Here is a 22,678-nt window from a genome sequence, read left to right as displayed (position 1 = left end):
ATAGCGTCTTGAGGTATGGACAGTTGGCACCACCACCCCCGCGCAGCATTTGATCTCGAAACCACCGGACGCGATCCGCAGCAGGCGCGGATTGTGACCGCCTCGATCCTGCTGGTCGACGGCGACGGGGCGCTGCTGGAACAGCACGAATGGCTGGCTGACCCCGGTGTCGAGATTCCCGCCGAGGCCGCAGCCATCCACGGGGTCAGCACCGAACGGGCCCGTCGGGACGGCCAACCGGTGCAGCAGGTTGTCGGACAGGTCGCTGCGGTCCTCGGCCGGTTGTTCGCCGCGGGCACCCCGGTGCTTGCCTTCAATGCCCGTTACGACTTCACCGTGCTGGCCCGCGAAGGCGAACGCCACGGCGTATCGGTGCCGCTGCCGTTCCCCGTGCTGGATCCTTACATCATGGACAAGCAGGCGGACCGCTACCGGCGCGGCAAACGGACCCTGACCGCCATGTGCGAACACTATGGGGTGCCATTCGAGAACGCCCACACCTCGGCCGCCGATGTACTGGCGACGTTGCGGGTGGCAGCGGTCCTGGCTGCCCGGTTCCCCCGCCTGCAGCACCCGGCCGATGCGCTTCACGCATCGCAGGTGGTGTGGGCGGCGCGGCAGGCCGAGAGCTTTCAGGAGTACCTCCGCCGCGAGGACCCGTCGGCAGTGGTCGAGGGGCGTTGGCCGGCAATCGCCTCCTAGCCACCGCTCCCCACTTCTTCCGCCTCGCCTCTTCACCGATTCAGCGCTTCCCAACGACGAGCAGTCGAAGATTCTTCGAGTATCGTCGCGCAGATCCCGGATTGGCAATGTCAGCGTGATGCTTAGCACAAAAGTTCAGTCACTTCTTTCATGCGTGTGAAGATGGCTTGGGCGCTGGCGAGTGCGCCCGCCACCAGGATCCATCAAGGCCCTGGGGCGCATCTGCAACCGTGAGGGCCAATGATCACCGTCTCCGACCTGCGCAAGACCTACCAGCAGGGCACCCGCACCATCACCGCTCTGGACGGTGTGTCTCTGACAGTGCCGCGGGGGTCAATCCACGGGATCATCGGGCACTCAGGTGCCGGAAAGTCCACCCTCGTCCGGTGCCTGACCCTCCTCGACCGTCCCACTTCGGGCTCAGTGACGATCGACGGCCGGGAACTCACCGCGGTCCCCGATTCACAAATCCGCACCGCACGACGTCGCATCGGAATGGTGTTCCAGCACGCGAACCTGATGGATTCGCGGACGGCAGCGCAGAACGTCGCCCATCCGCTGGAGCTGGTGAAGACGCCGAAGTCCGACATTGCCAGCACTGTCGCACGGCTCCTGGACCTGGTAGGCCTCGCCGGTTTCGCTGACGCCTACCCCTCGCAGCTTTCCGGCGGTCAGAAACAACGGGTCGGGATTGCGCGGGCCCTGGCCTCCGACCCGGATGTGCTGCTCTGCGACGAACCCACATCAGCCCTCGACCCCACGACCACCGATGACATCCTGGACCTGATCCACAATCTCACCGACACCCTGGGCTTGACCGTGCTCATCATCACGCACGAGATGAATGTCGTGAAGCGCATCTGCGACTCGGTTTCCCTTCTGGAAGATGGACGCGTTGTGGAGCATGGCCAACTCCGGGACGTCGCCGCCAAGCTTGACGGGAAACTGTCGCAGGCACTCCTGCCATTGCCAGCCCACCGACCTGGCGACCGGCCGGCCCTTGAACTACTGCTGGCCGGTGACGTCGCCTCCGGGCCCGTCCTGTCCGACCTTGGACGCCAGTTCGACCTGAGGATCAACGTGCTGGCCGGAAGTGTGGAGACGCTTGCAGACAGCCGGTTTGGCCGGCTCCGCATTGAGGTCGAGGAGCCAGCGCCGATCGATGAAATGCTCGAGTACCTGCAGGCCCAGGGCGTCTCGGCGAAGGTGGCGTAATGGAATTTCTTGATCAGCTGTTCACCAACCCTGGTATCACCCGCGCGTTGCCCGAGGAGTTTGCTGCGACCCTGCAGATGGTCGGCATCTCGGGGTTCTTTACCCTGTTGATCGGGCTGCCCCTGGGTGTCTTCCTGTCAGCCAGCGCCCCCGACGGGCTCCGTCCCATGCCACTGACCAACAAGGTGATCAGCGGCGTCGTCGTCAACATCACCCGTTCCATTCCATTCGCCATCCTGATGGTTTCGCTGATCCCGCTGGCCCGGCTCCTGACCGGCACGTCGATCGGGCCGGTCGCCGCGTCGGTGTCACTGAGCATTGGTGCCATCCCGTTCTTCGCACGCCTGGTCGAGACGTCACTGAGGGATGTGAGCAGCGGGAAGATCGATGCCGCCCTCGTGATGGGATCCACCCGGATGCAGGTAGTGAGCAAGGTCCTGCTTCGTGAGGCGCTTCCCGGCCTGATCGCCGCCTTCACGACGACGCTGGTCACCTTGGTCGGCTACTCGGCGATGGCAGGAATCATCGGCGGTGGCGGGCTCGGACGGCTGGCCTACAACTACGGCCTGCAACGATTCGACACCACAGTCATGGTGGTGGTGATCATCATCATCGTGCTCATTGTGCAGGCGATCCAGCTTGCCGGTGACGCCGCCGCCCGCCGCGTTGACCATCGCTCGGCCGCGACAGCCGGAAGCGGCAAACGCCTCCGCCGTCGGGCTGCCGTCCAGGTGGTCGGCAGCTAGCCACCAGGTCACAAGTCTTTTTTGTAAGTCATCTTGAAAGGAAACCAATTCTGTTGCGCAAGCTACTCACCCTCACCATCACCGGTGTCGCTGCTTCCCTGGCCCTGAGCGCCTGTGGCGGGTCGGCGGATACCGAGGTCGTCTCCTCGCTGGACCCGGCGAACCCCCAGACCATCACCGTTGGCGCAAGCCCGCAGCCCCACGCCCGGATCCTCGAGTTCGTCGATGAAAATCTGGCCGAAGACGCAGGGCTCGACCTGGAGATCACCGAGTTCGACGACTACACCACCCCCAATATCGCTCTCAGCGACGGGGATCTGGATGCCAACTATTTCCAGCACCTGCCCTATTTCGAGAGCCAGGTCGAAGGTCAGGGCTACGAGTTCTCCCACGGCGAGGGTGTCCACATCGAACCGTACGCTGCCTTTTCCGAGCAGCACGGCGACATCGCTGATATCCCCGAGGGTGGACGCATTGCGATCACCAACGACCCGTCGAACCAGGCCCGTGCGCTGACCCTGCTGCAGGATGCCGGGCTGCTGGAGGATGTTGCCGAGGACGCGTCGGTGCTCGCCCTGTCCGACGAGCAAAACCCGATGGGTCTGGAGTTCATCGAGAACCAGCCTGAGCTGCTGCTCAACGACCTGCAGGATCCCAGCGTCGACCTGGCGATCATCAATGGGAACTACATTCTCGACGCCGGCCTGAGCACCACCGACGCTCTGGTGGTGGAGTCGCTGGACGGCAACCCGTACGCAAACTTCCTGGCGTGGAACACCGCTTCGGAGGGTGACGCCCGGATCGACAAGCTGGAAGAGCTCCTCCACTCCCCCGAGGTCAAGGCCTACATCGAGGAGCAGTGGCCGAGCGGCGACGTCGCACCGGCTTCCTAAACGATACTTAACCCAAAGAACCCCGCACCGAGAGCGCAGACCGTCTCGGTGCGGGGTTCTTTGTTGTCTTGAGTCAGGTTCAGTTGTCCGGAGTCGCTCCCGCTGCGGCGGCCGCTGCTGCGGGCAGCGCTTCGTAGATCCGGTTCATGGCCGCGTCGTCGTGCGCCGAGGACAGGAACCACGCCTCGAACACCGACGGCGGAAGGTAGACGCCTGAATCCAGCATTGAGTGGAAGAACGGTGCGTACCGGTAGGCCTGCTGCGCCAGCGCGTCGGCGTAATTGTGCACGCCGCCCGACGACGTACCGAAGGCCACGCTGAACAGGTTCCCCGCGCGCTGGATGGAATGATCCACCCCGGCGCGGTCCAGTTCGCTGGACAGTGCCGTTGACAGGGCCAGCGAGGCGGAGTCGATCTGCCGGTAGACCTCCGGCGTTGCGGCGGTCAGCTGGGCTACCCCGGCCGCCATCGCCAGCGGGTTACCTGAGAGCGTGCCGGCCTGATAGACGGGACCGAGCGGGGCGAGGTGGTTCATTACCTCTTCGCGGCCGCCGAGGGCCGCCGCGGGAAGGCCACCACCAATCACCTTTCCGAAGGTCAGCAGGTCAGGGGTCCAGGCCTCGGCTGTGTCAGCGGCACCCCCGGTGAGGCCCCAGTACCCGCCCGGGCCCACCCGGAATCCGGTGAGGACCTCGTCGACGATGAGCAGCGCGCCATGCGCCGCAGTAATCCTGGCGAGACCGGCGTTGAAACCGGGACCGGGGGTGACGACGCCCATGTTGGCAGGCGCTGCCTCGGTGATCACCGCGGCGATTGAATCCCCGTGTTCGGCGAACGCGGCCTCGACAGCGGCAAGGTCGTTGTAGGGCAGGACCAGTGTCTCGGCGGCGGTGGCCGCGGTGACTCCGGCCGAGCCGGGCAACGCCAGGGTGGCCACCCCGGAGCCAGCGGCGGCCAGCAGGGAGTCGAGGTGACCGTGATAGCACCCAGCGAACTTCACGATCAGGTTGCGTCCGGTGTAGCCACGGGCCAGCCGGACAGCGGTCATGGTGGCTTCGGTGCCCGTGGAGACCATCCGGAGACGTTCCACGGCTGGCACCCTATCCTGCACCAGCTGTGCCAGATCGGCCTCAGCGGGGGTGGACGCTCCAAAGGACAGACCCTTGTCAGCTGCACGGTGCACCGCGTCCAGCACCGCAGGGTGCCCATGTCCGAGCAGGGCGGGGCCCCACGAGCAGACCAGGTCGACGTACTCCCGGCCGTCGGCGTCGGTGACGTGCGGGCCCTTCGCGGAGACCAGGAAACGGGGGGTGCCTCCGACCGAACCAAAGGCCCTGACCGGCGAGTTCACACCGCCCGGCATCAGGGTCTGAGCCCTAGCGAAAAGATCTTCTGAAACGGTCATGAGTGTTGCTCCTTCAGCCAGCCGGCAAGTTCAGTGGCCCAATAGGTCAATATAATGTTCGCGCCGGCGCGCTTGATGCCAAGGACAGATTCTTCGATGGCCCGGCGGCGGTCGATCCACCCGTTGGCCGCGGCGGCTTCGATCATGGCGTACTCGCCGGAGATCTGGTAGGCGCCGACCGGCACGGGGGACAGCGCTGCGACGTCGGCGAGGATGTCGAGGTAGCTCATGGCGGGTTTGACCATCACCATATCCGCTCCTTCCTCGAGGTCCAGTTCGACCTCAAGCAGTGCCTCGCGGCGGTTGGCTGCGTCCATCTGGTAGGTGCGCCGGTCGCCCTTCAGCTGCGAGTCAACCGCCTCCCGGAACGGACCGTAGAACGCTGAAGCGTACTTGGCGGCGTAGGCCAGCACGGCTGTCTCCTGGTGTCCCGCTTCCTCGAGTGCCTGGCGGATGACCGCCACCTGGCCGTCCATCATCCCGGACGGCCCCAGCACATGCGCGCCAGCGTCCGCCTGGGCGACGGCCATCTCCGCGTAGATGGCGAGCGTGGCGTCGTTGTCGACCGTGCCGTCAGCGGCCAAGACACCACAGTGCCCGTGGTCGGTGAATTCATCAAGGCACACGTCACTCATGATGACGAGGCCATCGCCCACCTCGGCGCGGACATCGGCGATTGCCCGGTTCAGCACGCCGTCCGGGTCCAGGCCGGCGCTACCGGTCGCATCTCGGTGCGCCGGGACACCGAACAGCATGATGCCACCAACTCCCAACCCGACAGCTTCCGCTGCGGCACGCTTCAGGGAGTCGGTGGTGTGCTGGACCACCCCGGGCATCGAGGAAATAGGGTGTGGGCTGGTGAGGCCCTCCCTGATGAAGGCTGGCAGCACCAGCTCGGCGGGGCTGAGCCGATGCTCGGCCGTCAGCCGGCGCAGCGCCGGTGTGGTCCGCAGCCGACGGGGCCGGTGTTGGGGGAAACTCATGGTGCTCCTTCTCTCTTGCACTTAGCCTGTCACGATCAGGGGTGGTCCCGCACCGCGGCGGCAACGGCGTCGGCTATTCCCGCGGGTGTCGGTTCCGCGGCGACGGCTGCGACGGGCATGCCCCACCGCACCGCTTCGGCAGCCGTGCTGGCGCCAATCATGACGGCGGCCAGACCGGCCGGGAAATTAGCTCCGCTTGGTTTGGGCTTTTGTTCGCCCAGCCTGCGGACGGTACTTGGTGAGGTGAATACCACCGCGTCGACTGCGCCGTCGGCCACGGCCGCCCAGAACCCTGCGGGATCCAGTTCGGTCGGAGCCGAGGTCGCGGCCGACGTCGGCGCGTCCCGCTCGGCTTCCGGTGGGACCAAAGTGGTCAGCCGCCGTGCTGGAGCGGCCGGGTAGGCGACGGTGAGGTAGGCGATCACTCTAAGAACATCCCAGCCCTGCCCGCTGAGCGAACGTTCCAGGGTGTCAGCCGCGAGGTCGGCCTGCGGGAGCAGGACTTGGCCTTCGGGTGGCAGCGTGCGCAGGGCTGCGGCCAGCCCGGACGCGGCGCTTTCCTGGCCGGTCCGCCCGGGAACCAGATCCACCCGGTACCCTTCGGCTGCCAGCGCGCTGGCGGTGGCCTCGCCGACTGCCGCGACGCGGGTGTGGCGGGGTAACCCGCCGGGGAGGTCCAGCCCGAGGTGGGCGGACCGCTGCTTCAGGGCGCGGACGGTGGTGCTGCTCGTCACGACGAGCCAGCTGAAACCCCCCGACTGCAGGCGGTGCAGAGCTGCATCGAGCGGTCCGGTGTCTTCGGGGATTTCGAAGTCAATGAGCGGCAGCAGTTTCACGGTCGCGCCCCGAAGGGTCAGTTCCGCGAGAATCGGCCCTGCCTGGTCTGCCCCGCGCAGCAATACGGTGCTGACACCCTCAAGCGGCAGCGCACCGGAGGCCGGGGCTGGGGTCATTGAGCGGTGAGTGGCGCGATGGTGGCTGCCCCCGCAGCAAGGAGGTCCTCAGCAAGCCCAACACCGAGCGCGTCGGCCCCGTCAACTGAGAGGTCCCGTCCCGAGCGGGCCAGGCGCAGCAGTTTCGTCCCGTCGAGGCTGCAGACCACTGCCTGCAGGGCAAGGACCCCCTCGTTGATCGTGGCGAGCGCCCCAATGGGTGCACTGCACCCCGCTTCGAGCCGGCGCAGGACGGCCCGCTCGGCTGTGACCGCCAGCCGGGTGCTGGTGTGGTCATAGTCGCGCAGGGCAGCGGCGAACGATGAGTCTTCGGCGTCGCTGGTCCGGCATTCAACGGCAAGGGCTCCCTGGCCCGGAGCCGGCAACATGACGGTCGGGTCGATGAGCTCGGTGATGTGTGAATCACGGCCGAGCCGGAGCAGCCCGGCTGCTGCGAGGACCACCGCGTCCAGGTCCCCGGGCCCCGAGTCACTGAGCCCGGCGACCCTGCCCAGGCGGGTGTCAACGTTGCCGCGGATGTCGATGACGTCCAGGCCGGGCCGGGCTGCACGCAACTGCGCCGCCCGGCGGGGGGACCCGGTTCCCACCGTGGCACCGTCGGGCAGGGTAGCCAGAGTCAGTCCGTCGCGGGCGCAGAGCGCGTCACGGGTGTCGGAGCGTTCAGGGATCGCAGCTACTGTCAGCCCGTCGGCAGGGGTGGTGGGCAGATCCTTCAGGGAGTGCACCGCAAGGTCACAGCGGTCATCGAGCAGCGCGTCGCGGAGCGCGGCAACGAACACCCCGGTCCCGCCGATCTGGGTAAGGGACCCCTTGTGGACGTCCCCCTCGGTGCGGATCCGGACCAGTTCGTGGTGCGCCCCGCTCAGGTCGCTAACCCGTTCGGCGACCGTGGTGGTCTGGGTGAGAGCCAGCGCGCTGGCGCGCGTACCAACCCGGAGCGGCTGGGTCACGAGGCCGGAGCCGTCCCCGGAACACCGACCGTCGAGTCGGCGGCAGCAACGGTAGGCTTCGGTCCCCGACGGTTGGCACAGCAGTTCGGCCGGCACACGTCGAACCAGGGTCCCAGGTTCGTTGCGGCGGGCCGTTCGGCAATGTTGTTATCAATGGTGCGTTCGCAGACCAGATCCACCAGCCCGGCCACGAATTTCTCGTGGGTTCCCGGAGTCGGGACCCGCTCGGCGAGGATGCCCAGGTCGGCGCAGGTCTCCAGGGCCTCGGTGTCGAGGTCCCATTTCACTTCCATGTGATCGCTGACGAACCCGAGGGGCACAATCACGACGCCCTTGGTACCGGCAGCGGCGAGGTCCTTGATGGCGTCGTTGATATCGGGCTCGAGCCACGGCACATGGGGAGCGCCGGAGCGCGACTGGTAGACCAGCGACCAGTCGACGTTGGCCGAGGTCGGGATGCGGTCGAGGACCGCCTGCGCGGTGGCCAGGTGCTGGGCTACGTAGGCACCCTCTGCGTAGGCGGGACCGCCGTCGGCCTCGCCGTTGACCCGGGGGCCAGCAGCGTCGGCGTCACCGGTGGGAATCGAGTGGGTCGCGAACAGGATGTGCATCGGCGCGTCGGCTTCCCCGCTGTCGGCGAGCTTCCGGCGCAGCGCTGCCAGACCATCAGTCACCCCTTCAACGAAAGGCTCGACGAAGCCGGGGTGGTCGAAGTACTGACGGACTTTGTCCACTTCGAGCTTCCCGTCGAGGCCGGTCTCGACCAGGGCCATACCCAGGTCCTCGCGGTACTGGCGGCAGCTTGAGTAGCAGGAGTAGGCGCTGGTGGTGACAGTCAGGACGCGGCGATGGCCGGCGTCGTACGCCTCCTGCAGGGTGTCAGCGATGAACGGGGCCCAGTTGCGGTTGCCCCAGAACACGGGCAGGTCGATCCCGCGGCTGGCCAGTTCGGCTTCCATAGCTGCCTTCAGCGCACGGTTCTGTGCGTTGATGGGGCTGATGCCTCCATTGGCACGGTAGTGGTGCGAGACCTCTTCAAGCCGCTCGTCGGGGATCCCACGGCCGCGGGTGACGTTGCGGAGGAAGGGGATCACATCCTCCTGGCCCTCGGGTCCGCCGAACGAGGCGAGCACGATGGCGTCGTAGTTCTTTGGCGCCATCCGGCCGGAGTCGTCAACACCGTCGAGCGGGTGAAATGCCTGTGCGGTCATAGGAGCACCTCTGCAATCCCGGCGGTATCGATCCGCCGTCCGGTATAAAAGGGAATTTCGTCACGAACATGACGCCTGGCCTCTGTCTCACGCAGGTGGCGCATGAGGTCAACGAGGTCAACGAGTTCGGGGGCTTCAAGGGCCAGGATCCACTCCCAGTCGCCGAGCGCGAAGGAGGAGACGGTGTTGGACAGGACCTGCGGGTAGTCGCGGCCCTTCATCCCGTGGTCGTACAGCATTTCCCGGCGCTCTTCCGATGGCAGGATGTACCAGTCGTAGGAGCGGACGAACGGGTAGACGCAGACCCATTCGGCCGGCGGAACGTTGCGTGAGAAGGCCGGCGAGTGGCTCTTGGAGAATTCTGCCGCCCGGTGGACTCCCATCGCCGACCAGACAATCTCTGCGGACGCGAACTCGGCGGTGCGGCGGATTTTCCGGACTGCTGCCTGCAGCGCTTCGGGCTTGGATCCGTGGAGCCAGACCATGACGTCAGCTTCCTCACGCATCGCTGATACGTCGTAGAAGCCGCGCAGCGTGACCCCGTCCGCCTCAAGGGAGGCGACTACTGAGTCGAGTGATCCGGTGGCGGAGGGCTGCGTGAGCGCACTCCGCTTGAACACCGTCCACAGGGTGAAGAACTGCTCTGCCGCGACGTCGCCGTCGGTGGCTGTTGAAGGATTCTGCGTGTGCTCCGTGCGGGTTTGCTCACTCATGGTACTAGTCTGCCCCGCCGCAATGAGCAAACCGAAATTCAAAGGTTCTACTGCGCGTAGAAAGTCGCGAACATCACAGTGCCGCCGAATTTTCCGGCCGCTAGGTGAGCCGGTCGGCCAGCGCTTTCGCCCGCACCCGTGCGTCGTCGATCACGGCTACGAGACCAGTTCCTGCCAGCCAGGCGCCGGTGATTTCCAGAGTGCGCTCAACAGCGGCGGCGGCACGGACGCGTGCCACCAGGTCCCGGTGACCGACTGACGCGTGAGGGAGCGCACCGTTCCAGCGGACCACCTTCCAGCCCACCACGTCATCATCGGCAATCGGGGTCTCCAGCAGGGCCGACGCGTCGGCGAGCGCCTGCCGGTAGAGGCTGTCGTCGTCGGCGAGTTCCTCCCCCACCTGCCCAGCCCTGCCATAGGACAGGCGCAGCACGTGCGAACCCGGCCCGGCCTGGTCGGCGAGCCACTGCCATTTGGCGGTGGCGTGGGTGAGTGCTTTGGCGCTGACTCCCTCGGCCCCCGCAGCCACCAGGACGCCGGTCCCCCGGGGATGTGCGTCGAGTTCCGGGACGTCGACCACGAGGGTCACCAGCGCAACGCCGGGAACCGCCCGGGGGCGGTCAGTGACCAGCCGCGGCAGTGCCTCACCCAGCAGGTCGACGGCGCCAGGCCCATCCACTGCCATCACGACGGCGTCTGCCGTCATCGTGGACTCGGTGCCGGTGGGTTCGGTGCCGGTGGGTTCGGTGCCGGTGGAAGCGCTCGTGGTGATCGTCCAGCCGGTCCCGGCGCGCGCGATGCTGCGCACGTCGTTCCCGGGCTGCAGGTGAACGCCAGCGTCGCTCAGTTCGGTGGTCAGCACCCGCGTGAGCTGGGCCATCCCTCCGCTCAGTCCCCCGACCGCTGATCCGGCCGGCGCTGCTGCGCGCATGGCGCCTACTGCAGCGCCGAGTGACCCGTGCTTCTTCATCATCTTGCGGAGGCCCGGTGCCACCGAATCGACGTCCAAGTCATCAGGGTCAGCAGAGAATACTCCGCCGACCACCGGGGCAACGAGACGGTCGAGGACGTCCACTCCCATCCGTGCGCGCACCACCTCGCCGAGGCTGACGCCGTCGTCCTTGTACAGGCTTCCGAGGGGCAGCACCCGGTCCAGGGATGCGCGCAGCGCTCCCGCGCGGCCGATGGCCTTAACGATGTCGGGGTCCAGCACGTCGGCGGGAATACCCAGGATGCCGCTGCGGGGCAACGGCATCGCGCTGTGCTGGGGGTCTTTTCCGGGGAACCGGATCCAGGCGCCCACCGGGTTGGGGGTGACCAGCAGGTCCCCGAGGCCCAGTTCGCGTGCCAGCGCCGGGACCGTCTCCGAACGGGTGGAGTAGGACTCGGCACCGCTGTCCAGCCTCAGCCCGGCGACCTCGTGGTCGGCAACGCAACCGCCGAAACCCGCTGAGCGCTCGAGGACTGTGACGTCCAGACCCCGGCCCGCCAGCTCACGGGCCGCGATCAGCCCGGCCATTCCGCCACCGATGACGACGACGGTCTTGGCCGCCGCCTGGCGGGAAACAGTGGTGCGGTGCGGCATGGTTACGGTTCCACCGAGTGGACGAGTTCGACGATGCGCGTGAGGACTGTGGGATCGGTGTCCGGCGGTACCCCGTGGCCGAGGTTCACCACGTGGCCCGGGGCGGCTGACCCCGCCTTCAGTACGTCGAGCACGTGTGCTTCGAGCACCTCCCACGGCGCGGTGAGCAGGGCAGGGTCGATGTTGCCCTGCAGCGGAACCGTGCCGCCGAGACGCCGGTTGGCCTCGTCGAGGGGAAGCCGGTAATCCACTCCCACCACGTCCACCCCGACATCGCGCATGGCGACCAGCAGCTCCGAGGTGCCGGTCCCGAAGTGAATGAGGGGTGCGCCGAGGCCCCTGACGAACTCGAGGGCACGGCCGGAGGCGGGGGCGACGTGTGCCTGGTAGTCCGCCAGACCGAGGGATCCAGCCCATGAATCGAACAGCTGCGCCGCGCTGGCACCGGCTTCCAGCTGGGCCCGGAGGAACTTGCCCGACGCGTCGGCAGCCCAACGCGTAAGAGCACCCCAGGTCTCCGGGTCGGAGTGCATCATGGTGCGGGGGCCGAGGTGGTCGCGGGACGGTTTGCCCTCGACCATGTAGGCGGCGAGCGTGAACGGCGCGCCTGCAAAACCGATCAGTGGGGTGCTGCCGAGTTCAGCGACGGTCAGCGCGACCGCCTGCCGGATCGGTTCAAGCGCCTCGTCGGTGAGCTCCGGCAGCGCCGCGACGTCGGCGGCGGTGCGGATCGGGGAGCCGAGCACCGGCCCGATTCCCGGGACAATGTCGACGTCGACGCCGGCAAGTTTCAGCGGGATGACGATGTCGGAGAAGAAGATGGCCGCATCCGTGTCGTGGCGGCGGACCGGCTGGAGGGTGATCTCCGAGGCCATGGCCGGGTCCAGGCACGAGTCGAGCATTGCTGTCCCCTCCCGCAGTTTGCGGTACTCGGGCAGCGATCGCCCGGCCTGGCGCATGAACCACACCGGGCGACGGCTGGGCCGCTCACCGCGGTAGGCCGAGATCAGTGGCGAGGAGGAAGTCCGGCCATCTACCAGGGGGTGTGTTGCACTCAAAGTCATATCTCGATTGTGCCCAAGTTCGGACGGTTTGGGTTAACCCGCCCGTCGCCGACATGTGGTGGACCGCCCGGCTCCCCCGCCCTCCGGCTGGCGCAAGGTGGTGAATCTCACCCCGAACCGGGTCGCCCCGATCCCTGGATTGGCGGGGAACTTAGGCAAGCCTATTCAAGGGTGGGGCACAGATTTCGCTATGCTGGTGGGGCTGTGGTTTTACTATCCTTGGTTGCAACCCATTCCGATGTGGATCTGGAAACCGTCGCCCGACTCAGTGTCGGCGCCGACCAGGTCGCATCCGTTGTGCTCGCTGACGGCCCGGCGGTCTCCGGGGCAGTCACCCTGGCCACCTGCAACCGCCTCGAAATCTATTGCGATGCCCCGTCCAGCGACGATGTGGAGGCTGCACGCTCCACAGTCATCGCCCGCATCAGTGAGCTGTCGGGTCTACCCGAGAGCTGGGTCTCATCGGCCTTCACCACCCGCACGGGCGAGGATGTTGCCCGTCACCTCTTCGCTGTCGGTGCGGGCCTTGACTCGGCCGTCGTCGGCGAACGGGAAATCGCCGGCCAGGTGCGTCGCGCATTGATCGAATCCCAGGCCAAAGGGACCACCAGCGGACCGCTGGTTCGACTCTTCCAGGAAGCCTCCCGCACCGCGAAGGACGTCGGGGCACAGACAGCGCTGGGCAGCCAGGGCCGCTCCATCGTGTCGGTCGCCCTTGAACTCGCAGCTGACCTTTCGCTTACCCGCGAATTCGCTGACAAGTCAGTGGTGGTGTTCGGGACCGGCGCCTACGCCGGTGCCACCATGGCACTGCTGAAGGAGAAGGGCTGCACCAATGTCTCGGTCTACTCCTCCTCCGACCGCGCCGAAACCTTTGTCTCCACCCGGGGCGGCGTCGCGCTGACCTCCGAAACCCTCCCCGCCGCGCTGGCTGAGGCCGACATTGTGGTGGGCTGCAGCGGCAGCGACAACCGGGTCGAGGCCGACGACGTCGAGCGGGTCCGCGCCGGCGTCGACAAGCCCCTGATCATCGTCGACCTCGCGCTCAGCCACGATTTCGACCCAGCCGTGGGTTCCCTGCACAACGTTGAACTGATCACCCTCGAGTCGGTGCGGGCTGCAGCCCCCAGCGAACAGGCCGCGGCCCTCAGCCAGGCGAGCACACTCGTCGCCGATGCCGCGAGGAACTTCCAGGACCGCCAGAACTCGCGGGCCATGGACACGGCTATCGTCGCGCTCCGGAAGCACACCCAGCAGGTGCTGGAATCTGAAATGCAGAAAGTCAGAGCCCAGCACGGGTGCACCGCGGCGGCAGAAGAAGTGGAGTTCGCTCTGCGGCGGATGGTCCGCCAACTACTGCACGTGCCGACGGTCCGCGCCCGGGAACTGGCAGCCGACGGCCGCCAACAGGACTACGCCGCAGCGCTGGAAGCGTTGTACGGCATCAACCTGGACGCCCCGGCCAACCAGTCGGGCGAAGCCAGCTGCCCGGTACGGCAGGATCCGCCTGCCACCGGCACTGCCTAACCTGACTCAGTTCTAGTAGACCGGCTTCTCCGGCTCAATCTGTTTGACCCACTCCAGGATGCCGCCGTCCACGTTGTAGACCCGCGAGTGTCCTTCGGTGCGCAGGTGCCGGACCACGTCGGCTGATCGCCCACCCGCCTTGCAGTGCACGTAGACATCCCGGTCCGCGCTGACCGTCAGTTCGCCGGAGAGCACCGAGTTCTTGGGCATGAGGGTAGCGCCGTCGATTCGGACAATTTCGTATTCCCCCGGTTCCCTGACATCGATCAGGTCGAAATCTCGCTCCCCGCTTCCCCGTTCGCGGAGCAACCGCTCGAGCTCGGCGACGCTGACCGACGGCACGCGGTTCTCCGACGCTTCGTCGGCCGCTGTGTCGCCGGCGGCCGGGAGTCCACAGAACGCCTGGTAGTCCATCAGCTCGGTAACCGGCGACGCGTCGGGATCGCGACGGACGCGCACCTCGCGCCAGCTCATTTGCAGTGCATCGAAGATCAGCACCCTACCCAGCAGCGAAACCCCCGTGCCGGTGATCAACTTGATCGCCTCGTTGACCATGACCGACCCGATCTGGGCACACAGGACACCGAGCACCCCGCCCTCGGCGCAGGACGGCACCGATCCTGGCGGTGGGGCATCCGGGTACAGGTCACGGTAGCTCGGGCCGTGCTTGGCCCAGAACACGCTCACCTGCCCGTCGAACCGGAGAATTGAGCCCCAGACATAGGGCTTTCCCAGGATCTCGGCAGCATCGTTGACCAGGTAGCGGGTGGCGAAGTTGTCGGTGCCATCCAGAATGAGGTCGTACCCGGAGAAGATGTCCACGGCGTTGCTGTTGTCCAGCCGCACCTCGTGTTTGATAACGGTGACCAGCGGATTCAGTTCCGCGATGCGCTGGGCCGCCGATTCCGCCTTCGACTGCCCGACGTTCGAGACCCCGTGGATGATCTGCCGTTGCAGGTTGGACAGGTCAACGACGTCGTCATCGACAATGCCGAGTGTCCCTACCCCGGCCGCGGCGAGATACAACAGCGCTGGGGAGCCCAGGCCACCGGCACCGATAACCAGCACCCGGGCGTTCTTCAGACGCTGCTGCGCTGTCATCCCAAATTCGGGGATGATCAGGTGGCGGGAATAGCGCTCAGTCTCTTCCCGGGTCAGCGTGGCATGCGGGGCAACCAGGGGGGCCAGAGCCTGGCCGTTTGTGCTCATGCATTAAATGTATGCCCGTTGAACTGCCGGGGGCCAGCCGCGCGACCGGAGAGGTTACCCACGGGTAAACTGGAGGCTACCTCCCCGGCCCCACCGTGGGACACCCTCGACCGAAAGCCAGACGAACTGTGAGCGCAGAAGCACCGACAGGCGGCAAACCAACCCGCCTCCCGCGGGATGAGCGACGGCGTCAGCTGCTGAGCGCCGCCCACGAAGTGTTTGTTGCCAACGGGTACCACGGTGCGGCGATGGACGAAATTGCCGAGGTGGCGAAGGTCAGCAAGCCAGTGCTGTACCAGCACTTCCCGGGGAAGCGGGAGCTATACCTGGCATTGCTGGAAAGCCACCTCGCCGAGCTGACCGCCCTGCTGGTGGAGGCTCTCCAGTCCACCACCGACAACAAGCTCCGGGTGCACGCCACGATGCGGGCTTACTTCCAGTTCATAGCCCAGGACAGCCAGGCTCACCGGTTGGTCTTTGAATCCGATTTGTTCAACGACCCCGACGTCAGCGGCCGGCTGGAAGAGTTCAACGCCCGGTTTGCCGACGCGATCGCTGGCGTGATCGCGGAGGACACCCGCCTGTCCCATCTGGAAGCGACTCTGCTGGGGCACGGTCTGGCCGGGATGGCACAGGTCAGCGCGCGCTACTGGCTGGAGACTGACGGCAGCATGGACATCGATGCCGCGAGCGAGCTGATTTACCGTTTAGCTTGGCGCGGAATCAGTCGCTTCCCCAAGGAAATCTAGAGTAAGTTCCAGTGAGGGCAAGCAATCACCACCCACTTACCGCTATAGCAGGAGGAACCGCCATGGAAATCAAGATTGGTATCCAGAACGTCAACCGGGAAATCGTTCTCGAGTCCGAACAGACCGCCGACGAGGTTGCGGACATTGTTGCAAAGGCGATGAACGGCGGTTCTGAGCTCCGGCTGGCGGACAGCAAGGGCCGCCACGTCATCGTGCCAGCAAACGTTCTCGGCTACGTGGAAATCGGCGCCGAAGAGTCACGCCGGGTAGGTTTCGGGGCCCTCTAGCGAGCGGCCCAATCAGGACCAGAGGCGGGGTCGGGCATGGTAACGCTCCTGGCAGTCACCCTGGTGACGCTGGTGCTCGGCGTTGCCGTGCGATTCGCCAACCGGCACCATCAGCACTACAACACGTTGCTGCTGCCGGTCCTCGCCCTCGCCTCGGGTCTGGCCAGCTGGGTGATCGTGCAGTTCACGGGGCTAGGCTACAACCCGGATCTGTTTTGGCTCAGCTGGCTACTGCCAATCCTCGCCTCCACCGTAATCACCGTTGGTGTCGCGTGGTGGCTCGGTCAGCACCGGGAAGCATCCGAGGCTGCAGCACTCCGGAAGGTGTCCGATGACTAGCGTTCCGGCCGCCCCGCGCCGCCGTCGGACTCCCCCGCCGTCGAACCAGGCCCTGTAGGCTCACATAATGAGCGTTACACCCGAGCTGGCACTCTCACTCGACAACCGCTTCGCGCGGGAACTGCCCGAGCTGGCGATTCCCTGGCAGGCAGAGGCAGCGCCCGCACCCCGGTTGCTCGTCCTGAACGACCCCCTCGCCGCGCACCTGGGGCTCGACAGCTCCGCCCTGCGCACGCCGGAGGGGCTCGGCCTCCTGACGGGTGCCGCAGTGCCCGAAGGCGCGACCCCGGTGGCCCAGGGCTACGCCGGGCACCAGTTCGGTGGGTTCTCCCCCCGTCTGGGCGACGGACGGGCGCTTCTCCTCGGAGAACTTACTGACGTGGGCGGCGACCGGTACGACCTGCACCTCAAGGGGTCGGGTCGCACCCCCTTCGCCCGAGGCGGCGACGGCCTGGCCGCCGTCGGACCAATGCTCCGGGAATACATCATCAGCGAAGCCATGCACGCTCTCGGGATCCCCACGACCCGTTCCCTCGCCGTCGTGGCAACCGGACGATCGGTCCGCAGGGAAACCCTCCTGCCCGGCGCAGTGCTGGCCCGGGTTGCGTCCAGCCACCTCCGGGTCGGCAGCTTCCAGTACGCGCAGACCATGGGCGACGTCGGCCTCCTCCGCCGCCTCGCCGATCACGCGATCAGCCGCCACTATCCCGACGCCGCGACCGCCGACCACCCCTATCTCGCCCTGTTCGAGGCTGTCCAGGCTGTCCAGGCCTCTCTGGTGGCCAGGTGGATGCTCGTCGGGTTTGTGCACGGGGTGATGAACACCGACAACATGACCATTTCCGGGGAATCAATCGACTACGGCCCCTGTGCCTTCATGGACGGCTTCGATCCCGGAGCGGTGTTCAGCTCCATTGACGATGCCGGTCGCTACGCCTACGCCAACCAACCGGTGGTCGCTGAATGGAACCTGGCCAGGCTCGCCGAGGCGTTGTTGCCCCTCCTCCACGATGACCAGGAGCAGGCTGTCGCGCTGGCCACCGAATCGCTCGGACGGTTCCGGGACCAGTACGGTGCCGCGTGGGCAGCCGGAATGAAGGCCAAGCTGGGGATCGCCGCCAACCATGACGGCTCGGTGGTGCTGCCCCTGGTGGATCAGCTCGTGAACCTGCTACAGGACACTGGAGTCGATTACACCTCCTTCTTCAGGTCCCTCGGGGCTGCGGCACGGGGCGACGTCGGGCCGGTGCACGCCGTAGTCGGCGGCGACGGGCAGGGTCTGGACGGATGGCTGGAACGCTGGCTGGCTCTCGGCCCGGACTCCGCTGCGATGGATCTGGCCAATCCCGTCTATATCCCCCGCAACCATCTGGTGGAGGAAGCCCTCACAGCAGCGACGGCGGGCGATCTGGAGCCGCTCGGACGCCTGCTGGAAGCGGTCACCGCGCCGTTTGACGACCGCCCGGGACTCGAACGCTACGCCGTCGGCGCACCGGAGGACTTCGGAACCTACCGGACCTTCTGCGGCACTTAGGCAGCCGGTCCTTCTCGCAATCGCCAGGCCGCACCTTGTTTGGGGCTGCCGCGGTCCCTTATCCGGCGGCGTCGCGAAGCTAGCGTGACGGATTCCAGGCGGGTAACCGGATCGGTCCTCCCCGGTTCGGCACCTGCGCCAGCACCTGGACCTGCACCTGCACCTGCACCTGCACCTGCGCTTGCCCGTGTGACGGCTCCGGTGCCTGCACCGACGCTGGCCCGTGTGACGGCTCCGGTGCCGGGTAGGGGTGGTGCTGTGGAGTGGTAGGTGTGGCCGGTGGGCGTGGTGATGCTGAAGGTGTGTCGGGGGCGGGTTTGTGGTCTTGATCCGAGGACTGTTTGGGCTGTCCAGCCGGGACGTTCCTTGGTGTGATTGCACGCTTCGCAGAGCCCTGCCCCGTTGGTGATGGTGGTGGGTCCGCCGCGGTGCCAGGGGATGATGTGGTCGAAGTGGCGGATCGGTGCGTCGCAGTACGGGGTGCGGCACGTGTCATCGCGGGCGGTGATGAACCGGCGTTGGGCTTTCGTGAAGAGGCGGGCGGTGGAATCCATCGCCACTAACTCCCCGGTCGACGGCGCGGTGTAGAGCCGACGTAACCAGACATCGAAGGCATGGTGTGCAGGGTCGACAGCGGTAGCGGTGTTCCCGGCCGGATCGACGACGGTCGGGGCGGGAGGAGCTGGTGCGGATCCAGTGGCTGGGTTGGTGGCCAGACGAGTTGTGGCGGCGGGGCCCTGGCCGGTTCTGGCAGGCCCGGGATCGCTAGTACTCAAGCCGGTTGTCCCGTCGGTCATCTGCCGTCCCGTTTGGAGGAGGGTGCGTGCCCAGTGGGAGCCGATGATGCCGTAGCCGGGGATCCGGGCGGGTTCGCTGTCGCCTTGGAAGAGGGCGCGGTCGGTCATGATGAGCTGCAACTCGACCCGGCTGACACCGCCGGGGACCCCGGTGACACGTTCGACCAGGGTGTCAGCCATCACCTGCCCCCGAGACCTGGGGTCGCCGGCCGCCCTAGTGGTGTCCGCGTGGCGTGACAACGCAGCATAGGTGGAGACTGCTTCCTTCACGGGGAGCAGGGCGGTGAGGTAGGCCATCGTGTCGGGTGCGGGACGGATACTCACGCACCGTTCCGTCACCGCGCGGGCGGCCCGGTTCACCACCGACCGGGGATCCCTCCGATAGGAGGCGGCCTTCACCGCCGCGACAATCGCCCGATCCCCGCACCCGTCGAACGTGCCTGTGTCGGGGGCGAGTTCCTCATCGACCGCTGCCCGGTCCTCAGCGGACAGGCACGCGGTTTCTTTTACCAACAGGGTGGCCCGCCACTCATTCAACTGGCCACAATGCAAGGCCGCCAACGTGTGGGGCATTTCCGTGACCAGCGCCCGGGCTAATCCGAGGAGGCGGCTGCCGCGGGACGGGGACTCACGCCTCGCTAACGCGATCTGCGCCCCTACACCCTTGCCCCGCTCAGCAGCGGGAACCCCGGCCAGAGCCTGGACCTGCCGTTCGGACACGTCGACAGCCACCGTGATCCGGGCCTGGACGCCGGCGATTGCGGACTTCAGATCCTCGAGTTCCCGCAACTGATCTATTAGCCCCGCCGCATCACCGGCTGGCCGCAGGGAGTGGAGGGCTTCGACCAGCTCCCGAACGGAAGATTCACTGCGACGGAAGGACCTGGTAGCTGCGGGAGATTCACCGCGACTGCGACTGCCGGACCGGGTAGCTGCGGGAGATTCACCGCGATTGCGATCGGGGCCAACGGACCGGGGCCCCAAGAGAGCAATACCGGCAGGCGAGGACGCATAGTCAGAGACCAGTGATGACGCAGCGGCACCAACCGACGAAGCAGTACCGGTGATGCCAGTACCAGAAACAGCACCAGAAACAGCACCAGGACGGGCGCCGCCGTCGGGCCCGCCAACCGGACCAGAACCGCCCCGCGGGGCGGCCACCCGGGCGGGGATTCCCTTCCGTTGCGGTGATGGAGCTGTGCTGCCTTCCATACCTTTATTGTCCCAAACCCCACCGACATTCCTGCGGATTTACAGGCTATGTGGACAAATCTCTCGAACAAATATTCGAGGTGACCAGCTCGCGCACCCGACCGTCCCACGTCAGGCCAGACACAGGACTCTCAGACAGATCAAGCCCGGATCCATCTTTGGATTGGTGGACATTTGGGCTGAAGAATTCGTTGCTAGGCGGTCAGCCCGAGGACGCTCATGCGCCGTGAATGATTGCGGGTCAGCTGCGAGAAGAGCAAGAGGGTCTCCTTTTCCTGATCTTCCTCCGCACCGGCGAACAGCAAGGCACCGAGGAAGGCCCGCTCAATCCCGATCCGTTGCGCCTGGGTAAGGGCCTCGCCCACTAGACGCCGTCCCCAGAGCGCCAACCGTGACGCCAACCGCGGATCGTCCGCGAGCGCTGCCTGCAGACGCTCCTGCAGCAGCGGACCCTGCTCATCAGCAGACTGGATCCTGCCGATCAGCTCACGGGTAGGAGCATCCAGCCGTCCGGCGAGCGCCGTGTAGAAATCATCCGAGATTGCATCAATCACGTACGCCTTCATCAGGGATTCGTACCAGTCGCCCGGCCGGGTCCGTTCATGGAAGGAGTCAATGGACGGCTGGAACGGGGTCATCGCTGTTTCCACATCAACGCCCAGCGCTGCCAAATGGGCGCTGACCATCTCGAAGTGTTCGAACTCGATCACGGCGAGACGCCCCAGCGTGGCGCGGTCATGGAGCGTGGGCGAGAACCGGGCATCCGATGACAGCCGCTCAAACCCTGACAATTCCCCATAGGCCATCACCCCGAACAGGTCCACGATGAACCGGGCGTACCGGGGATCATCGGGAAGCCTCGGTGGTGCGCTGGCGGCGGCATCTGGGGTGGCACCAGATGCCGAAGCGTCGGAGGTGGGGTGCTGAGGGGTGACTTGCCCGGACGGGGAGGACGGCGCTGAACTCATGGACTTAAGGGTACCGGTGTCGAACGCCCGGGCCCCCGCCATCTGTGTCACCGCCAATCCTGCACCCCCGGAGCCAGGTGTATTACGGTTGAAGTTGTGCCGTACTCGCATCTGGATTTATCGAACCGGAATTCGCAACTGCAGCTGACCCGTTCCCTGCAGTTGCTCCGTGAAGAGTTGAACCTCGAGGCTGACTTCCCGCCCGAGGTTCTCGACGAGGCCAGGCGGGCTATCACCAACAATTCCTCCCCCACGACCGATCTCACCGGCCTTGGTTTCATCACCATCGACCCGCCCGGGTCCACTGACCTGGACCAGGCGGTCCACCTGGAACGCGACGGGACCGGCTATCGCGTCTGGTACGCCATAGCGGATGTGCCGGCCTTCGTGGCACCCGGCGGCGCCATCGACCGTGAGGCCCGCCGCCGCGGTCAAACCGTGTACGCGCCGGACGGCCGGATCTCTCTTCATCCCGAGCTGATCTCCGAGGATGCAGCCAGCCTGCTGCCCGGGAAGGTGCGGCCCGCCTATGTATGGCAGTTCCGGCTGGATGCGGAAGGAGTGGTGCAGGACATGGACCTTGAGCGCGCCACGATCCGCAGCCGGGCGCAACTGACGTACGAACAGGTACAGCGGGATATTGACTCCGGCGGCGCCCCCGAGAACCTGCTGCTGCTCAGGGAGGTGGGACTGTTACGCATCGAACTTGAACGGCTGCGCGGGGGCGCCAGTCTGAACCTTCCCGAGCAAGAGATCGCCAACGACGGCGACAGGTATTTCATCCTCACCTCACCGCCGCTGCCCGCCGAAGACTGGAACGCCCAGATCTCCCTGATGACCGGCATGGCCGCCGCGCAGTTGATGATCGATGGAAAGATCGGCGTGCTGCGCACCATGCCACCACCCGACGAAGAATCGGTGGGCCGTTTTCGCCACCAGGCACGGGTCCTGGGGAAACCCTGGCCGGAGGGCATGGCCTACGGCGAGTTCCTGCGAAGCCTCGACACCACCGAACCGCGGCAGCTGTCGCTGATGCATGCTGCCGCGTCGCTGTTCCGTGGTGCTGGCTACACCGCGTTCGACGGCGACCTGCCAGCCGCCATGACCCAGGCAGCCATCGCTGCACCCTATGCCCACACCACCGCCCCGTTGCGCCGGCTGGTCGACAGATTCGTGCTGGTAATCTGCGCTGCCCTGTGCGCAAGGACCGAGGTCCCCGGGTGGGCCCGGGACGCGCTGCCCGAACTCAATTCGCTAATGAACTCGTCCAATCAGCTTTCTTCCCGGCTGGAGCGGGGCGCCCTCGACGCCGTCGAAGCGGCGCTCCTGAGCAACCTGGTCGGCCAGGAGTTCGACGCCGTCGTCATCGCCGCCTCGAAGCCGCCGAACGGTAACTCCCCCGACGACTATCAGCCAGTCGGAACCATCCAGTTGGCCAACCCCGCGGTGGAGGCCAGGTGTGAGGGTGAACTGGTCGCCGGCGAGGAGGTGCGGGTCCGACTGGTACTCGCCGACATCCCCACCCGGACCACCCGGTTCGAGTTGGTCAATGGCACGCCCCCGCCCGGCGTGTCGGGCGCCGCCGCCGGGGCAGGGTAGAGTTAACTTCCGTAGTAATGGATGCCCGGTCGTACTC

21 protein-coding genes are annotated in these 22,678 nt (G+C 66.4%); 10 read left to right on the top strand and 11 right to left on the bottom strand.

Translation table 11 applies throughout. The features are described 5' to 3' along the window. The first annotated feature begins 15 nt into the window (after positions 1-15). The 4 genes from HMI57_RS01210 to HMI57_RS01195 all read left to right on the top strand — a co-directional run bounded on the left by HMI57_RS01210 (position 16) and on the right by HMI57_RS01195 (position 3,556). Complete coding sequence (locus tag HMI57_RS01210) at positions 16-702, top strand: 3'-5' exonuclease (protein WP_171584074.1); 687 nt, start codon at positions 16-18, stop codon at positions 700-702. Between the two features lie 240 nt (positions 703-942). Beyond that, complete coding sequence (locus HMI57_RS01205; protein ID WP_171584073.1) at positions 943-1,917, top strand: ATP-binding cassette domain-containing protein; 975 nt, start codon at positions 943-945, stop codon at positions 1,915-1,917. Next, positions 1,917-2,663 (top strand): methionine ABC transporter permease, encoded by a 747-nt coding sequence (locus tag HMI57_RS01200; protein ID WP_171584072.1) that lies wholly within the window; start codon positions 1,917-1,919, stop codon positions 2,661-2,663. Before HMI57_RS01205 ends, HMI57_RS01200 begins: the two co-directional genes overlap by 1 nt. A gap of 53 nt (positions 2,664-2,716) precedes the next feature. Next, positions 2,717-3,556, top strand: a complete 840-nt coding sequence (locus tag HMI57_RS01195; protein ID WP_171584071.1) for a MetQ/NlpA family ABC transporter substrate-binding protein — start codon at positions 2,717-2,719, stop codon at positions 3,554-3,556. Positions 3,557-3,635: 79 nt separating this feature from the next. On the opposite strand, the gene hemL is transcribed toward HMI57_RS01195, so the two are convergent. The 8 genes from hemL to hemE form a co-directional block, all read right to left on the bottom strand. Next, positions 3,636-4,961: a glutamate-1-semialdehyde 2,1-aminomutase gene (gene hemL, locus HMI57_RS01190; RefSeq protein ID WP_171584070.1), complete on the bottom strand. Its 1,326-nt coding sequence runs from the start codon at positions 4,959-4,961 to the stop codon at positions 3,636-3,638. Further along, complete coding sequence (gene hemB / locus HMI57_RS01185) at positions 4,958-5,944, bottom strand: porphobilinogen synthase (protein WP_171584069.1); 987 nt, start codon at positions 5,942-5,944, stop codon at positions 4,958-4,960. Before hemB ends, hemL begins: the two co-directional genes overlap by 4 nt. Positions 5,945-5,979: 35 nt before the next feature. Next, entirely contained in the window at positions 5,980-6,897 is a 918-nt protein-coding gene (locus HMI57_RS01180) for a uroporphyrinogen-III synthase (RefSeq protein WP_171584068.1), read from the bottom strand. Then, positions 6,894-7,847, bottom strand: a complete 954-nt coding sequence (hemC, locus tag HMI57_RS01175) for a hydroxymethylbilane synthase (RefSeq protein WP_171584067.1) — start codon at positions 7,845-7,847, stop codon at positions 6,894-6,896. Before hemC ends, HMI57_RS01180 begins: the two co-directional genes overlap by 4 nt. Beyond that, positions 7,844-9,058 carry a ferrochelatase gene (locus tag HMI57_RS01170; RefSeq protein WP_171584066.1) on the bottom strand — a complete coding sequence of 405 codons (1,215 nt, stop codon included), beginning with the start codon at positions 9,056-9,058 and terminating at the stop codon, positions 7,844-7,846. Before HMI57_RS01170 ends, hemC begins: the two co-directional genes overlap by 4 nt. Beyond that, the gene (hemQ, locus tag HMI57_RS01165) at positions 9,055-9,771 is read right to left on the bottom strand and encodes a hydrogen peroxide-dependent heme synthase (RefSeq protein ID WP_171584065.1); all 717 of its coding nucleotides are present in this window, start codon (positions 9,769-9,771) and stop codon (positions 9,055-9,057) included. The genes HMI57_RS01170 and hemQ overlap by 4 nt, the downstream gene beginning before the upstream one ends. A 100-nt stretch (positions 9,772-9,871) precedes the next feature. After that, a complete protein-coding gene (gene hemG, locus HMI57_RS01160) occupies positions 9,872-11,356 on the bottom strand; it encodes a protoporphyrinogen oxidase (protein WP_171584064.1) in 1,485 nt (494 codons plus the stop codon). 2 nt (positions 11,357-11,358) lie between these two features. After that, complete coding sequence (gene hemE / locus HMI57_RS01155; RefSeq protein ID WP_171584063.1) at positions 11,359-12,420, bottom strand: uroporphyrinogen decarboxylase; 1,062 nt, start codon at positions 12,418-12,420, stop codon at positions 11,359-11,361. Between the two features lie 204 nt (positions 12,421-12,624). On the opposite strand from hemE, the gene HMI57_RS01150 reads away from it, so the two are divergent. After that, entirely contained in the window at positions 12,625-13,947 is a 1,323-nt protein-coding gene (locus HMI57_RS01150) for a glutamyl-tRNA reductase (RefSeq protein ID WP_171584062.1), read from the top strand. 12 nt (positions 13,948-13,959) lie between these two features. Here the strand turns inward: HMI57_RS01150 and moeB are convergent, their stop codons facing one another. Continuing rightward, positions 13,960-15,156: a molybdopterin-synthase adenylyltransferase MoeB gene (gene moeB / locus HMI57_RS01145; RefSeq protein ID WP_171584061.1), complete on the bottom strand. Its 1,197-nt coding sequence runs from the start codon at positions 15,154-15,156 to the stop codon at positions 13,960-13,962. 128 nt (positions 15,157-15,284) lie between these two features. Here moeB and HMI57_RS01140 point away from each other — a divergent pair, with 128 nt between their 5' ends. From HMI57_RS01140 to HMI57_RS01125, 4 genes are all read left to right on the top strand, one after another. After that, positions 15,285-15,905, top strand: a complete 621-nt coding sequence (locus HMI57_RS01140; protein ID WP_318779116.1) for a TetR/AcrR family transcriptional regulator — start codon at positions 15,285-15,287, stop codon at positions 15,903-15,905. Positions 15,906-15,967: 62 nt separating this feature from the next. Next, positions 15,968-16,192 carry a DUF3107 domain-containing protein gene (locus tag HMI57_RS01135; protein ID WP_171584060.1) on the top strand — a complete coding sequence of 75 codons (225 nt, stop codon included), beginning with the start codon at positions 15,968-15,970 and terminating at the stop codon, positions 16,190-16,192. Positions 16,193-16,228: 36 nt separating this feature from the next. Continuing rightward, the gene (locus HMI57_RS01130) at positions 16,229-16,531 is read left to right on the top strand and encodes a hypothetical protein (protein ID WP_171584059.1); all 303 of its coding nucleotides are present in this window, start codon (positions 16,229-16,231) and stop codon (positions 16,529-16,531) included. 67 nt (positions 16,532-16,598) lie between these two features. Next, positions 16,599-18,065, top strand: coding sequence for a protein adenylyltransferase SelO (locus HMI57_RS01125; RefSeq protein ID WP_171584058.1), 1,467 nt, complete (start codon positions 16,599-16,601; stop codon positions 18,063-18,065). On the opposite strand, the gene HMI57_RS01120 is transcribed toward HMI57_RS01125, so the two are convergent. Further along, positions 18,062-19,711 (bottom strand): DUF222 domain-containing protein, encoded by a 1,650-nt coding sequence (locus HMI57_RS01120; protein ID WP_228720885.1) that lies wholly within the window; start codon positions 19,709-19,711, stop codon positions 18,062-18,064. The genes HMI57_RS01125 and HMI57_RS01120 overlap by 4 nt on opposite strands. Positions 19,712-20,268: 557 nt before the next feature. Then, positions 20,269-21,084 (bottom strand): ferritin-like fold-containing protein, encoded by an 816-nt coding sequence (locus HMI57_RS01115; protein ID WP_346655114.1) that lies wholly within the window; start codon positions 21,082-21,084, stop codon positions 20,269-20,271. A gap of 54 nt (positions 21,085-21,138) precedes the next feature. Here HMI57_RS01115 and HMI57_RS01110 point away from each other — a divergent pair, with 54 nt between their 5' ends. Beyond that, positions 21,139-22,641 (top strand): RNB domain-containing ribonuclease, encoded by a 1,503-nt coding sequence (locus tag HMI57_RS01110; protein WP_171584057.1) that lies wholly within the window; start codon positions 21,139-21,141, stop codon positions 22,639-22,641. The last annotated feature ends 37 nt before the right edge of the window (positions 22,642-22,678 follow it).

It is taken from the genome of Arthrobacter sp. 260, assembly GCF_013116745.1.
In the GTDB taxonomy this organism is placed as follows: domain Bacteria; phylum Actinomycetota; class Actinomycetes; order Actinomycetales; family Micrococcaceae; genus Arthrobacter_D.
Note: the sequence above shows the minus strand (reverse complement) of the source record. Positions and strands in the feature narration are given on the sequence as shown.